The organism is Polaribacter sp. WD7, from assembly GCF_003335085.1.
Lineage (GTDB): Bacteria > Bacteroidota > Bacteroidia > Flavobacteriales > Flavobacteriaceae > Polaribacter.
The window spans coordinates 358664-374830 of sequence record NZ_QPEJ01000018.1 but is presented as its reverse complement, the minus strand read 5'-3'; the positions used below and the strand labels follow the sequence as shown (position 1 = coordinate 374830).

Below are 16167 nucleotides of genomic sequence, written 5' to 3'. Positions count from 1 at the left end.
AGCTACCTCTTAAAAAGACAAGTATTTAACCTACTATGTTTACAATTTTACCAGGTACTATTATTACTTTTTTAGGTGTTCTGCCCTGTAACTGTGCCTTGGTCTTATCGTGTTCCATCACAATTTTCTCAATTTCTTCTTTACTTAAGTCCAATGATAACTCTAACGTAAAACGCATTTTACCATTGAATGATATTGGATAATTCTTAGCACTTTCTACCAAGTTTTTTGGTTCAAAAACTGGGAATTGAACTGTTGAAATACTTTCTGTATGCCCTAACTGACTCCATAATTCTTCCGCTATATGAGGTGCATAAGGTGAAATTAACACCAATAACGGTTCTAAAATTTTGCGTTTGTTACATTTTTGAGCAGTTAACTCATTTACAGCAATCATAAAGGTAGAAACAGATGTATTAAAAGAGAAATTCTCAATATCCTCTTCTACTTTTTTAATGGTTTTGTGTAGGGTTTTTAGTTCGTCCTTTGTTGGCTTTTCCTCAGAAATCTCTAAATTTTCTCCGCTATAAAATAGCTTCCACAATTTTTTTAAGAAAGAATATACACCAGAGATTCCAGACGTTTTCCAAGGTTTTGTTTGTTCTAAAGGACCTAAAAACATCTCAAATAAACGTAAAGCATCAGCTCCGTATTCTTCGCAAATTAAATCAGGGTTTACTACATTAAATTTAGATTTAGACATTTTTTCTACTTCTCTAGCAACTTTAAAAGTATTGTCTTTTTCAGTGATAAACGCTGCATCTCTGTAATCTTGATTTAAAGGATGATTTTTAAACCCTTCAATATCTAATTCATCAGAAGCATTAACTAAAGAAACATCTGCATGAATGGCATTTTTAGTAATCATTACTAAATCTGCGTAATTAGGATGTAATAATTTTTTGTCTAATAAGTAATTTTTAACAACATTTTCAAACTCATCATCAGAACTAAATAGTGTTTTAGAAACAAAAAGAGTTGGTATATTTTCAATAACATCATCATTTGACTTATCTATAGCACAACCATTTTTTACAAACACAGATGTTTTGTAAACAAATGCACTTGTTCCTAAAATCATTCCTTGATTAATCAGTTTTTTCGCAAACTCATCAACAGGAACAATTTCTTTGTCGAATAAGAATTTTTGCCAAAAACGAGCGTACAATAAATGACCCGTTGCATGTTCTGAACCTCCTATGTATAAATCTACTTCTTTCCAGTAATCAAGAGCTTCTTTACTTGCAAATTCATTAGCATTGTTAGCATCCATATATCTATTAAAATACCAAGAACTTCCTGCCCACCCTGGCATGGTATTTAATTCTAACGGAAAAACTGTTGTGTTGTCTATTTTAGAATTGGCTACCACTTTGTTAGCACTAGTATCCCAAGCCCAAATATCTGCATTACCTAAAGGCGGCTTTCCATCTTCTGTTGGCAAATACTTTTCTACTTCTGGCAAAACAATTGGCAAATACCCTGCATCAATCATTTGTGGCATTCCGTCTTTATAATAGACAGGGAATGGTTCTCCCCAATAACGCTGTCTGCTAAACACTGCATCACGCAAACGATAGTTGGTTTTTCCGTAACCAAAACCTCGTTTTTCAATTTCGTAAATGGCTAATTTTAATGCTTTTTTATATTTTAATCCTGATAAAAAATCTGAATTTGCAATTACTGTTCCTTCTTTATCTGCATGGGCAGCTTCAGAAATATCTACGTTTTCAAAAATATTAGGAATAGGAATGTTAAAGTGTTTTGCAAAATCATAATCTCTTTGATCTCCACAAGGAACTGCCATAACTGCTCCTGTACCATAAGAGGCTAATACATAATCTCCAATCCAAATTTGTATTTTTTCTCCCGTAAACGGATGAATTGCATATGCTCCTGTAAATGCCCCAGAAATAGTTTTTACATCTGCCATTCTATCTCGTTCAGAACGTTTTGCTGTAGCTTCTATATATGTTTTAACTTTTACTCTTTGCTCATCAGTTGTAATTTGTGACACTAATTCATGTTCAGGAGCTAACGTCATAAAACTCACTCCAAAAATAGTATCTGGTCTTGTGGTAAATACAGAAATAGTTTTTGGTTGTTGGTTGTTGGTTGTTGGCTCATCTACCTGAAAGTTTACCATTGCTCCTTGAGAACGACCAATCCAATTGGTTTGAGAATCTTTTAGAGGTTGTGGCCAATCTATAGTTTGTAAACCATCTAACAAACGTTGTGCATAAGCAGAAATTCGCATAGACCATTGGGTCATTTTTTTACGAACCACAGGATGCCCACCACGTTCTGATACTCCATTTACAATTTCGTCATTTGCCAAAACTGTACCCAAAGCAGGACACCAGTTTACCTCTGTATCCGATAAAAAAGTCAATCGATATTGCAACAAAATTTCTTCTTGTTTTACTGATGAAAAATCGTTCCATTCATCACTTGAAAAAGAAATAATATCGTCATCACAAACGGCATTTACGGTTTTGTTTCCTTCCTTTGTAAAAATAGAAATTAAAGAAGTAATATCTTCTGCTTTATCTGCGTCTTTATTGTACCAAGAATTAAACAACTGAATAAAAATCCACTGTGTCCATTTGTAATATTCTGGGTTTGATGTACGTACTTCTCTACTCCAATCAAAAGAAAAACCAATTTGGTCTAATTGCCTTCTATATGTTTTTATATTTACTTCTGTGGTTTTTGCAGGATGCTGCCCTGTTTGAATAGCATACTGTTCTGCTGGTAACCCAAAAGAATCATAACCTTGAGGATGCAGTACGTTAAATCCTTTATGACGTTTGTAACGCGCGTATATATCTGATGCAATATACCCTAATGGATGCCCTACATGTAACCCTGCACCACTTGGGTAAGGAAACATGTCTAGCACATAATATTTAGGTTTATTAGAATTGTTTGAGGCCTTGAACGTTTGTTTTTCTGCCCAAAATTCTTGCCATTTTTTTTCTATTTCTTGATGATTGTATTGCATCGTCTATTCGTTTAAGGATGCAAATTTACGGTTATTCTATAAAAGAGTACATAAACCCTATTAAAATATAGGTATATAAAAAATCGAGATCTCTTGTATAAGAAATCTCGATTTTTATAAATGTTTAAAGTTGTTTTTATTTCAACTTTTTCTTTACAGCAACTTCTTGATAAGCTTCAATTACATCACCTTCTTGAATATCATTATATCCTTTAATTTGAAGTCCACAATCATAACCTTTTGCTACTTCTTTAACATCATCTTTAAAACGTTTTAAAGAGGTTAAGACTCCATCATGTACTACAATACCGTCTCTAATAATACGTACTTTCGAATCTCTATAGATTTTACCAGACATTACCATACAACCTGCAATATTACCTACTTTAGAGATTTTGTACACTTCTCTAATTTCTACATTACCTGTAACTTCTTCTTTCATTTCAGGAGATAACATTCCTTCCATGGCGTCTTTTAAGTCGTTAATGGCATCATAGATGATAGAGTATGTTCTGATATCTACTTCTTCTTTGTCTGCTACGGCTCTTGCATTTCCTTGCGGACGTACATTAAACCCAACAATAATTGCATCTGAAGCTGTTGCTAATAATACATCAGACTCAGTAATAGCACCTACACCTTTGTGTAAAATATTAACTTGAATTTCTTCTGTTGATAATTTTTGGAAAGAGTTGGTTAATGCCTCTACAGAACCATCTACATCTCCTTTAAGGATAATATTTAATTCTTTAAAGTCTCCTAACGCAATTCTACGACCAATTTCATCTAGTGTTAATGTTTTTTGAGTTCTCACAGATTGCTCACGTTGTAATTGAGAACGTTTTGTAGCAATTTGTTTTGCCTCTCTTTCATCATCAAAAACGATAAATTTATCACCTGCTTGAGGTGCTCCATCTAAACCTAATATAGATACTGGTGTTGATGGTCCAGCAACTTTAAGTTTTTTACCTTTATCATCAAACATGGCTTTAACCTTACCACTATTTTTTCCAGCTAAGATATAATCTCCTATTTTTAGGGTACCTCCTTGTACTAAAATAGTAGTTACATATCCACGTCCTTTATCTAATTGTGCTTCTACAACTGCTCCAACAGCATTTTTATTAGGGTTGGCTTTTAATTCTAAAACCTCTGCTTCTAACAATACTTTTTCTAGCAGTTCATCTATTCCTTGACCCGTTTTTGCTGAAATATCTTGAGATTGTATGTTACCACCCCATTCTTCAATCAATAAGTTCATTGAAGAAAGTTGTGTTTTTACGTTATCTGGATTTGCATTTGGTTTATCAATTTTGTTGATTGCAAAAATAATAGGAACTCCTGCTGCTTGTGCGTGAGAAATTGCCTCTTTCGTTTGCGGCATTACATCATCATCAGCTGCTGCTACAATAATTACTAAATCTGTAACCTGCGCTCCACGTGCACGCATTGCTGTAAAAGCCTCGTGACCGGGTGTATCTAAAAATGCTATTTTTTCATCACCTACATTTACTGAATAGGCTCCAATATGTTGCGTGATTCCTCCACTTTCACCATCTACTATATTTGCATTTCTAATATAATCTAGCAAAGATGTTTTACCGTGATCTACGTGACCCATTACCGTAATAATTGGCGCACGTTTTTGTAAATCTTCTGGTTTGTCTTCTACTTCTTCTATAGCTTCTTCTACCTCTGCTCCAATAAACTCTACTTTATAGTTGAATTCTTCTGCAACAATAACCAATGTTTCTGCATCTAATCGCTGATTCATGGTTACCATCATACCTAGCATCATACAAGAAGAAATGATATCGGTTACAGGAACCTCCATCATGGTTGCTACTTCACTAACAGTAACAAATTCTGTTACTTTTAATATTTTATTATCTAATGCTTGTGCTTCTAACTCTGCTTCTGTTTGTTCTCTGTGTGCATCTCTTTTATTTCTACGGTATTTTGCACCTTTACCTTTAGAAGATTTACCTTGAAGCTTCTCTAGTGTTTCTCTAACTTGCTTTTGGATTTCTGCTTCTGTTGGTTCTTCTTTTTTAACAGCTGCTGGTCTGTTTGCTCCTCTACCTTTGTTAAATCTATTTCCTTGACCGCCTCTATTGTTTTGACCTCCTCTTTGATTTCCTCCACTAGAACCTCCAGCTGCTGGTTTGCTAATTCTTTTACGTTTTCTTTTTGTATCTGAATTACCTGCAGTATCTTTTTTCTCTTCTTTTTTCTTTTTTGGTCTTTCAAATTGCTTTAAATCAATTTTCTTACCTGTAAAGTTTGGTCCATCAAGTTTTTTATACTGAGTTTTAATAGTCTCTGCATTTTCTGGAGTAACCTCTTCCTTTTTTTCTACTTTTTTCTCTTCTGCCTGCTTTGGCGTTTCTTTAGCTACAGGTTTAGGTTGTTCTTCTTTTTCCTTTTTTGGAGCTACCTTTGGGGTTTCTGTAATTTTCTTAATGACTTTTAAACCTTCAAGTTTTGGAGCTTTAGCTTCTACTACTTTAACCTCTTCTTGCTTTGGAGCTTCTTTTTTAGGTTCTTCTTTAACCTCTTTTGGTTCCTCTTTAACTGGCTCTTCAACTTTTTCTGCAGGTTTTTTGCCTACATTATCAATGTCAATTTTACCAACAGTTTTAAACTCCAATTTATCTGCTTTGGCTTTTAAAACTTCTTCTTTCTTCTCTTCTTCTGCTCTTTTCTTTTCTAATTTAGCTTCAAGTTCTAAACGAATTGCTTCTTTCTCTTTACGTTTTTCCTCTCCAACTTCTTTAGACGCAGCTTTTTTGTTTGCGTCTGTTTCAAAGCCGTCAAGTAGTACTTGATAAACGTTGTCGGTAATTTTAGTGGTTGGTCTTGCTTCTATATCATGACCCTTATCCGCTAAATACTCGACAGCTCTATCAAGAGAAATATTTAATTCTCTTAACACTTTATTAAGCCTCATTGTTTTGCCTACAGACATATATTTTTTTTAACTTATTACTTGTAAAAATATGACTTTTTACTTTATTTCTTACTATACTTTAGTCTTCGAATTCTTCCTTTAAAATTCGTTGAACATCTATAATGGTTTCTTCTTCTAAATCGGTTCTTTTTACCAGTTCTGCTACAGAAGTTTCTAACACACTTCTTGCAGTATCTAAACCAATATTTTTAAATTCTGCAATTATCCAATCTTCAATTTCGTCAACAAATTCTGTTAACTCTACATCTTCTTCTTCTAAACCTTCTCTTTGAACGTCTATTTCGTATTTGGTTAATTCACTTGCCAAACGAATGTTTACACCACCTCTACCAATAGCTTTAGAAACTTCTTCTGGTTTTAAAAGTACATTTACACGTCCTTTTTTACCATTTTTTTCTTCTTCATACATTTCTATTTCCATAGAAGTTACTTTTGCAGGACTTAAGGCTCTAGAAATGAACAATTGTTCGTTTTTTGTGTAATTGATTACATCAATATTTTCATTTCCTAATTCGCGTACAATTCCATGAATACGAGATCCTTTTACACCTACACAAGCACCAACAGGGTCTATTCTATCATCATAAGAATCTACAGCTACTTTTGCTTTTTCTCCTGGTATTCTTGCAACTCCTTCTACAGTAATTAATCCATCAAAAACCTCTGGAATTTCTTGTTCAAATAATTTTGTCAAGAAAATAGGTGATGTTCTGGATAAAATGATAGCCGGTTTGTTACCTCTTAATTCTACCGATTTAATTACACCTCTTACAGAATCTCCTTTTCTAAAGAAATCTGAACGAATTTGCTCACTCTTAGGCAATACAATTTCGTTACCTTCATCATCCAATAAAATAATTGCGTTATGACGAATATGATGCACTTCTGCACTAAATAATTCTCCTTCTAAATCTTTAAATTGTTTAAAGATATTGGTACTATCATGCTCGTATATTTTAGAAATTAAATTTTGACGCAATGCTAAAATTGCTCTTCTTCCTAAATCGATTAGTTTTACTTCTTCAGAAACATCTTCACCAATTTCAAAATCTGGTTCAATTTTTCTTGCTTCACTTAATTCGATTTCTTCGTTATCATCTTCAGAAAAACCATCTGCAACTACCACTCTATTTCTCCAAATCTCTAAATCTCCTTTGTCTGGGTTTATGATAATATCAAAATTTTCATCTGACCCGAACTTACGTTTTAAGGCAGCTCTAAATACTTCTTCTAAAATAGACATTAGTGTTACTCTGTCTATACTTTTGTTATCTTTAAATTCTGAAAACGAATCAATTAATGCTATATTCTCCATTTCATTCTTTGCTTAAAATACAATCTTCACTTTTGCTTCTTTAATATTTGTATAGGCTATGGTTGCTGTTTTTTCAACCGTAACTTTACCTTTTCCAATTGGTTTTGGTTCTCTTGTTTTCCACTTTAATACAATGTTATTATCATCAGCTTCTATTAAAGTCCCTTCAAATTCTTCTTCTTGCGTTTTTACTTTAAGAATTCTGTCTATATTCTTTTTGTATTGTCTCGTTTCTGAGAGTGGCCTTGAAATATCTGGTGTTGTTACTTCTAGTGAAAAATCCTCTGACTCTCTATCTAAATTATGCTCTACGTTTCTGCTAATTCTAACACATTCGCTTAGCGGAACCCCATGATCTCCATCTACCGTAACTTTTATCTTATTGTCTGATGAGATTGATAAATCTATTAAAAATAAAGATTCATTCTCCAATAAGGCTTCGTCTACTAATTCTCTTACTCTGCTCTCGTTCATTTTTTTTCTTAAAAAAAAGTATAAAAAGAGGGGACTTTCAAGTCCCCTTCCTTATCATTTATCCTTAATTTTCGGTGCAAATATACTAAATCTTTGGCATTTACCAAATTAACTTTAAGTCATTTATTTTTTGTAAATTGTAAGTAGGATAGTATTAACTAAAAATATTTTGTATTATGAAAAAAATTTTAGTTCCCATAGATTTTTCTAAGACTTCTGAATATGCTGCAAAAATGGCGGCAAGAATAGCCAAAGACACAAAAGCAACTGTGTATTTACTACACCTTATTGAACTGCCAAAAGGAGTTGTAGACATGGGTGCTGGAAGTAGATTTAGTATTCCTGAAAGTATGTTGTATTTGAGAAAAGTTAGAGAAAAAGTACTTTCTTTTAAAAATGATTTTTTTGATGTTACAATTGATGTCAAATATTTTATAAAACTGAACAATCCTTTTGAAGGAATTCAAAAATATGCTAATAAGATTGATACAGATATGATTATAATGGGATCTAAAGGACATTCTGAATTTGAAGAAATTATAATTGGTTCTAATACAGAAAAAGTAGTGCGTAGTTCTCACATACCTGTGCTTGTTGTAAAAAAGGATGAAAAAAAATGTAAACTAAAAAAATTAGTTTTTGCCTCAAATTTTAAAAAAGAGAATACAGAGGTATTTCAAAAATTTATTGATTTTGCATCTATTTTTAATAGCAGCATTCATTTAGTAAAAATAAATACGCCATCTAACTTTGAATCTACAGCAGAAGCGAAGCGAAAAATAAAAGAATTTATTGCAGATTTTAAACTCTCTAAATCTAAAATTAATATTTATAGCGATGTTTCTGTAGAAAAAGGAATTTTAAATTTTTCTAGAGAAATAAAAGCCGATTTAATTACCTTAAGTACCCATGGTAGAAGTGGTTTAGCACACTTATTTACAGGGAGCGTTACCAAAAATTTATCAAAAAATGCATTAAAACCGATGATGACTATTAGGGTATAGTGCTTCCTGTTGTATACAACATAAAACTAGTAAACTTGAAAAAACCAAATACATCCAATTTTTCATATTTTTATTTTAATGTTGAAGGACAAACCTCATCTGTTCTGTCTATATTCGTTTTTCTAATAGCCGCATAACCTCCTGATACATCAATAACGTTATGAAAACCACGTGCTTTTAAAATAGATGCTGCGATAACTGAGCGATATCCACCAGCACAATGCACGTAAAAATTTTCTTTTTTAGGAAATTCTGAAATATGGTGATTTAAGAAATCTAAAGGTGTATTTTCTGCAACTCTAATATGTTCTTTTATAAATTCTCCTGGTTTTCTAACATCAAAAACAGCATTATTTTCTTTTATTTTTTGCTCTAAAACATCTGCAGAAACAGATTGTAAAGTATCTATTTCTTTGCCCGATTTTTTCCAAGACTCAAAACTACCTGCTAAATATCCTAACACATTATCAAAACCAACTCTAGATAGGCGAGTTATAGTATCTTCTTCTTTATTTTCTGGGGTTACTAACAAGATTGGTTGATTAATATCTTTAATTAATGCACCTACCCAAGGAGCAAATCCGCCATCAATTCCAATAAAAATAGACTGAGGAATAAAGCCTTTTACAAATTCGGTTTGGTGACGAACATCTAAGATTACAGCATCAGTTTTATTTGCTATATGTTCAAATTCATCTATAGACAAAGGTTTTGCACTGTTTTTAATAACATCATCTACATCTTTATAACCTTCTTTATTAAGTTTCACATTTAATGGAAAATATGCTGGAGGAGGTAACAAACCATCTGTAACTTCTGTAATAAACTCTGTTCTGGTCATATCTAATCTTAAAGCATAATTGGTTTTCTTTTGTTCTCCAATAGTTCCTACAGTTTCTTTACTTAAATTTTTACCACAAGCAGAACCTGCCCCGTGAGCAGGATAAACAATAACATCATCTGCTAACGTCATTACCTTATTGCGTAAACTATCGTACAAAAAACCCGCTAAATCTTTTTCTGTTAGTTTTCCTTTTTGTGCTAAATCTGGACGTCCAACATCACCTAAAAATAATGTATCTCCACTAAACAATGCATGATCTTTTCCATTTTTGTCTTTTAATAAAAAACAAGAACTTTCCATAGTATGTCCTGGTGTATGCAATACTGTAATAGTGATATCTCCTACTTTAAAGATTTGATTGTCTTGGGCTATTATGGCATCAAAATTTGTTTTTGCTGACGGACCATATACAATTTGAGCTCCTGTTTTTTCTGCCAATGTTACATGTCCACTCACAAAATCTGCATGAAAATGAGTTTCAAAAATATATTTGATTTTAGCATTATTTTTAGTAGCTTTATCTATATAGTCTTGTACTTCTCTAAGAGGATCTACAATAGCAACCTCTCCATTACTTTCTATAAAGTATGCTCCTTGAGCTAAACAGCCTGTATAAATTTGTTCTATAATCATTTTAACCTTTATTTGAAATTTAAAATAACATTAAAAATCGTTTATTTTCTATAATATTTATCAATATGCTTGATGTATATATTTAGCATATTTTTCTTGTTTTGATCTGTCTCCCGTTTTGTAAAATTTTACGGCATCATTGGCTCGCATAAAAAAATGGTTAATATCTATAATTGCCAACACGCCACATTTAAACAAATCATCTCTTACAGGTCCTTTAACACCTGCAAAATAGAAAGTTACACCTCTGTTTTTATAGTATTTTACACGTTCTTTTAATACTTCTAGCCCTGTACTATCTACTCTATTAATACTTTCTGCATCTAAAACTATTAGTTTTAATTGATTTCCTTTGTTAGAGGCCATTTCATCTAACCTATCTCTAAAATATGCTGAATTTGCATAAAATAATTGGGCATCGAATCTAAATATTAAAATGTCATTTTCAATGATTACTTCTTCAAAACGACTTTTATTTCTATAAAAATTAGAATTAGGTACTTTACCTAATTCTGCAACATAAGGTCTAGATGTTCTAAAAATTAAAACGATTAATGAAAGCCCTACACCAACCATTATTCCGTATTCTATTCCAAAAAATAATGTAGCTAAAAATGTAGCTAACATTAACCAAAAATCTAATGTATTGGCTTTCCACAAAAAACGAGCTTCTTTTACGTTTACCAATCCAAAAACTGCTACAATAATGATAGCAGCTAAAACCGTTTTTGGCAAATGGTAAAATAAAGGTGTTAAAAATAATAAAGTAAATACGACCATAAGTACAGAAACTATTGCGGCCATTCCTGTTCTTGCACCGCTTTCTTGGTTAATTGCAGAGCGAGAAAAACTAGATGTTGTTGGGTAAGCTTTAAATAATGAGCCTACCATATTTGCCAACCCCAGAGCAATTAATTCTTGATTGGGTCTAATTCTATATTCATCTTGTTTGGCTTCTAAAGACTTACCAATAGAAATTGTTTCTAGATAACCAACCATTACAAGCGTAAATGCAATTGGTAATAGTTCTCGTATTAAATCGATGTCAAATTCTGGTATTGCAAAAATGGGTAAGCCTGATGGAATATCTTTAACAATTGCTACATCTTCAAAAGATTTTCCAAAATACTTCATGATTATAATTCCGACAACGACTACGATTAGTGCATTGGGTATTTTTTTATTTATTTTCCTAAAGAAAATAATAATGAATACAGATATAATACCAATACTTGTTGTATGAAAATTATACTCTAAAAATTGCTGCCAAATATCTTCTATAACGTACTGAATTTGGTCACTTTGCACAAAATTTACCCCTAGTAAGTTACCAAATTGATTGATACCTATGATGAGTGCAACTGCAGAAGTAAATCCTGTAATTACAGGTTTAGATAAAAAATTTACAATGAAACCCAAACTAAAAACACCCATAATGAACTGAATAGTCCCAACAATTAAAGCTAATAAAATAGCTATAGAAATATAACTATCTGAACCCGTTAGAGCCAGTGTAGAAACCCCTGTTGCAACAATTAAAGAATCCATTGCTACCGGACCAATTGCTACTTGTCTAGAAGAACCGAAAATTGCATACATTATTTGAGGTACTAATGCGCAATAAAGACCGTAAATGGGTGGTAATCCTGCAATTAATGCATACGCTATACCTTGAGGAATCAAAATAATACCAACTGTTATTCCTGCTAACATATCTCCTTTTAAAAAGATTGTATTGTAGTTGGGTAACCACTCTAAAATTGGTATAATTTTTTTGATATTCATAAGTCCAATTTTCTTTTCAAGAGAAAAGAACTCTTATTTTGTTACTGTTTTAGACATTTAAAAAAGTTCTCCTTGGTTTGTACCTTTAGTTCTTCCTAAATGCTTGTATGCTAAATCGGTTACTTCTCTTCCTCTCGGAGTTCTCATAATGAAACCCTGTTGAATTAAAAAAGGTTCATAAACTTCTTCTATAGTTTCTGTATTCTCTGAAACTGCTGTTGCTATAGTTCCTAATCCTACAGGTCCACCTTTAAATTTATCGATGATGGTAGATAATATTTTATTATCCATTTCATCTAAACCATGAGCATCTACATTTAGTGCTTTTAAAGCATATTTTGCAATTTCAATACTTATAGTTCCATCTCCTTTAATTTGAGCAAAATCTCTAACCCTTCTTAACAATGCATTGGCAATTCTTGGTGTTCCTCTACTTCTTCCTGCAATTTCTATTGCTGCTTCCATAGATATAGGAACATTTAAAATATGAGCACTTCTTTGAATGATTGTTGTTAGTAATTCTGTAGAATAGTAGTGTAAGCGACTGCTTATACCAAATCTTGCTCTCATTGGAGCAGTTAGCAATCCTGAACGTGTTGTAGCACCTATTAACGTAAATGGTTCTAAATTGATTTGAACTGTTCTGGCATTGGGTCCAGATTCAATCATAATATCAATTTTATAATCTTCCATAGCAGAATATAAGTACTCTTCTACGATGGGACTTAAACGATGTATTTCATCTATAAACAATACATCTCTTTCATCTAAATTGGTCAATAAGCCCGCCAAATCTCCTGGTTTGTCTAATACTGGGCCTGATGTAACTTTTATACCTACACCCAATTCATTTGCCAAAATATGAGCTAATGTTGTTTTTCCTAAACCTGGAGGCCCATGAAATAAAGTATGATCTAATGCTTCTCCTCTTTGATTTGCAGCTTCTACAAAAATCTTTAAATTTTCTATAGCTTGGTCTTGTCCTGTAAAATCATCAAAAGATAAAGGTCTCAGTTTTCTTTCTAAATCTAATTCTTCTGAAGAAAAATTAGTGTTTTCAGGATTAAGATTTTCATTCATAGTTACAAAGATAAGAGATTTTGAATGAGATATTGTGTACCTTTTGTTACACAAAATACAAGTTAATAATAAGATAATGATTATTTATGAATTAAACTTAGTTTATTTTAAAAAGTAAAAACTATACATTTGAATAAACCCTATTATAACAAAAAACCTTTTCGAATATGAAAAGGTTTTTTTGATTATTTGTTGTTATTATTTTAAGATGGTTCTTCACCGTCTAACAATGGAGTTGTTTGTAAAACGAAATCTTGACCGTGTAAGTAGTCGCTATCATCATCTTCTGCATCTACTCTCTTACTATAGTCATAAGCCCATCTATGTACTTCTGGTATTTTACCTGGCCAGTTTCCGTGAACATGTTCTACAGGTGTTGTCCATTCTAATGTATTAGATTTCCAAGGGTTTTGAGAAGCTTTTTCTCCTCTATACATAGAGATAAAGAAGTTTCCGATAAAGATAATTTGGGCTAAACCTCCAACTAAAGCAAACATTGTAATTACAACATTAATATCTGCCAAATCATCAAACATTGGAAAGTTTGTATTTGTATAATATCTTCTTGGTAAACCAGCAAGACCTATAAAATGCATTGGCCAAAAAACGCCGTAAGCACATATAATCGTTACCCAAAAGTGCCAATATCCTAATGTCTTGTTCATCATTCTACCATACATTTTTGGAAACCAGTGATAAATACCTGCATACATCCCAAAAATTGCTGATACACCCATTACTAAGTGAAAGTGAGCCACAACAAAGTAAGTATCATGAATATTAATATCTAATGCAGAATCTCCTAAAACTAACCCTGTTAATCCTCCTGTTACAAATGTAGATACTAGCCCAATAGAAAATAACATCGCTGGGTTTAGCTGTAAATTACCTTTCCACAGCGTTGTAACATAGTTAAATGCTTTTACTGCTGATGGAATTGCAATTAATAAGGTTGTAAATGTAAATACAGAGCCTAAAAATGGATTCATTCCTGAAATAAACATATGGTGACCCCAAACTATCGTTGATAGGAAAGCAATTGCCATGATAGATCCAATCATTGCTCTATAACCGAAAATTGGTTTTCTGGAATGTGTTGATATAATTTCTGAAGTAATTCCTAATGCAGGCAACAGCACAATGTAAACCTCAGGGTGACCTAAGAACCAAAATAAATGTTCAAATAACACTGGTGATCCTCCTTGATAATGTAATACTTCACCTGAAATAAATATATCTGACAAGTAAAACGATGTACCAAAACTTCTATCAAAAACTAATAATAATGCTGCTGATAATAATACTGGGAATGATACTACACCTATAACTGCTGTAATAAAGAAAGCCCAAATTGTTAGTGGCAATCTTGTCATCTTCATTCCTTTAGTTCTTAGATTAAGAACAGTTACTATATAGTTTAATGAACCAATTAAAGACGAAGCAATAAATATAGCCATAGATACTAACCATAAAGTCATACCTGCTCCAGAACCTGGAATTGCTTGTGGTAATGCACTTAATGGCGGATAAATTGTCCATCCTGCAGATGCTGGTCCTGCTTCTACGAACAATGATATAACCATAAGTACTGATGATATAAAGAACAACCAGTATGATAACATATTCATAAAACCAGAAGCCATATCTCTAGCTCCGATTTGCAATGGAATTAATAGATTTGAAAATGTACCACTTAATCCTGCTGTAAGTACAAAGAATACCATTATTGTACCGTGTATTGTAACTAAGGCTAGGTATATGTCTGGGCTCATCACTCCATCTGTTTGATGAGATCCTAAAAAAGCTTCTATTATTGAGAAGGACTTTTCTGGCCACGCCAATTGAAGACGGAATAACATAGACATGAAAACTCCAATAATTCCCATAAACATTCCTGTAACCAAGAATTGTTTAGCAATCATTTTATGATCTTGACTAAAAATATATTTTGTTACAAATGTTTCTTTATGATGATGTTCTGACATAATCTATTATTATTTGTAGTTATTTTTTTATTATTTTATTTAACAACTGACGCTAGAGTTGGTTGCTCAGCTATCCATTTTTCATATTCATCTGGCTCTACAACAGTAATTTTCATTTGCATGTTGTAATGTGATGCTCCACAGATTTTATTACATAATAATAGGTAATCAAAAATATATGGGTCTTCACCCTTAGCTCTTCTTACTTTATTTATTCCTAAAGTTTTTTCTATCACTTCAGGTTGTTGTCTCATTTCTTCTGTAGTATATTTTGGTGTAAAACCAAACTCTGTTACCATTCCTGGAACACAGTTCATCTGAGCTCTAAAGTGAGGCATATATGCAGAGTGTAATACATCTTGAGATCTAAATTTAAAATGTATTTTTCTTCCTTTTGGTAAATATAACTCTGTAACTTGTACATCATCTTGAGCATTTTTATCACTCATATCTACACCCATTGTGTTGATACCTTTAATGTAATTTACGTTTCCTAAACCTAAAGTATTATCTTCACCTGCATAACGAGCATCCCATCTAAATTGTTGAGAGTATACTTCAATTACAATAGGGTCATCTTCTCCAGATAGGTCCATTACGTTGTTCCATTGCCATAGACCGTAACCGATTAATACAACTAAAACTATAGCTGGTGTAACTGTCCAAATGAATTCTAACTTATGACTATCGGCATAAAACTTTGCTTTTCTATCTTTACTTCCTTTATACTTATAAGTAAAGAAAAAGATTAGAAATTGCATGATAAATTGCACAACACCTATCAACCAAAATGTAATACTGAAAAGATTATCGTCATGCTCTCCTTCGTAAGAAGCAGATTCTGGTAGCATAATAACATTCATTGCTATTAAACAATAAACCATCATTACATATAAAAACACCATAAAGTATAAAGCGTTTTTACCTTGTGTTTTATTGTCTTTGTCATTAGCTATAGAACTTCTAAAATTTAGTATTCTTGTTACTTGCCAAAAACTTACACCTATTGCAACACCTATAAAAATATAAAATAGAGCTAGCATATTTATCTCGTCTTAATTATTTAATTTAA

The 16167-nt window shown here is 32.2% G+C and carries 10 protein-coding genes; 1 reads left to right on the top strand and 9 read right to left on the bottom strand.

Features of this window, described 5'->3' with window-relative positions; all coding sequences use genetic code 11:
* Nucleotides 1-25: 25 nt before the first annotated feature.
* The 4 genes from DUT90_RS10900 to rimP form a co-directional block, all read right to left on the bottom strand.
* Nucleotides 26-3004, bottom strand: coding sequence for a leucine--tRNA ligase (locus DUT90_RS10900; RefSeq protein WP_114427217.1), 2979 nt, complete (start codon nt 3002-3004; stop codon nt 26-28).
* A 136-nt stretch (nt 3005-3140) separates the two neighbouring features.
* The gene (gene infB, locus DUT90_RS10895) at nt 3141-5972 is read right to left on the bottom strand and encodes a translation initiation factor IF-2 (protein ID WP_114427216.1); all 2832 of its coding nucleotides are present in this window, start codon (nt 5970-5972) and stop codon (nt 3141-3143) included.
* 61 nt (nt 5973-6033) lie between these two features.
* On the bottom strand, nt 6034-7290 hold the full coding sequence (gene nusA, locus DUT90_RS10890; RefSeq protein WP_114427215.1) for a transcription termination factor NusA: 1257 nt from the start codon (nt 7288-7290) through the stop codon (nt 6034-6036).
* Between the two features lie 12 nt (nt 7291-7302).
* A complete protein-coding gene (gene rimP, locus DUT90_RS10885) occupies nt 7303-7764 on the bottom strand; it encodes a ribosome assembly cofactor RimP (protein WP_114427214.1) in 462 nt (153 codons plus the stop codon).
* 176 nt (nt 7765-7940) lie between these two features.
* Between rimP and DUT90_RS10880 the strand changes: the two genes are divergently transcribed.
* On the top strand, nt 7941-8768 hold the full coding sequence (locus DUT90_RS10880) for a universal stress protein (protein ID WP_114427213.1): 828 nt from the start codon (nt 7941-7943) through the stop codon (nt 8766-8768).
* Between the two features lie 70 nt (nt 8769-8838).
* Here DUT90_RS10880 and DUT90_RS10875 read toward each other — a convergent pair whose 3' ends face one another.
* The 5 genes from DUT90_RS10875 to DUT90_RS10855 all read right to left on the bottom strand — a co-directional run bounded on the left by DUT90_RS10875 (nt 8839) and on the right by DUT90_RS10855 (nt 16138).
* Nucleotides 8839-10245, bottom strand: coding sequence for a rhodanese-like domain-containing protein (locus tag DUT90_RS10875; RefSeq protein ID WP_114427212.1), 1407 nt, complete (start codon nt 10243-10245; stop codon nt 8839-8841).
* Between the two features lie 60 nt (nt 10246-10305).
* Nucleotides 10306-12030 carry a SulP family inorganic anion transporter gene (locus DUT90_RS10870; RefSeq protein WP_114427211.1) on the bottom strand — a complete coding sequence of 575 codons (1725 nt, stop codon included), beginning with the start codon at nt 12028-12030 and terminating at the stop codon, nt 10306-10308.
* Nucleotides 12031-12087: 57 nt separating this feature from the next.
* Entirely contained in the window at nt 12088-13110 is a 1023-nt protein-coding gene (ruvB, locus tag DUT90_RS10865; protein WP_114427210.1) for a Holliday junction branch migration DNA helicase RuvB, read from the bottom strand.
* A gap of 203 nt (nt 13111-13313) precedes the next feature.
* Nucleotides 13314-15095, bottom strand: coding sequence for a cbb3-type cytochrome c oxidase subunit I (locus DUT90_RS10860; protein ID WP_114427209.1), 1782 nt, complete (start codon nt 15093-15095; stop codon nt 13314-13316).
* Nucleotides 15096-15130: 35 nt separating this feature from the next.
* Nucleotides 15131-16138, bottom strand: a complete 1008-nt coding sequence (locus tag DUT90_RS10855) for a cytochrome c oxidase subunit II (protein WP_114427208.1) — start codon at nt 16136-16138, stop codon at nt 15131-15133.
* Nucleotides 16139-16167 lie beyond the last annotated feature (29 nt).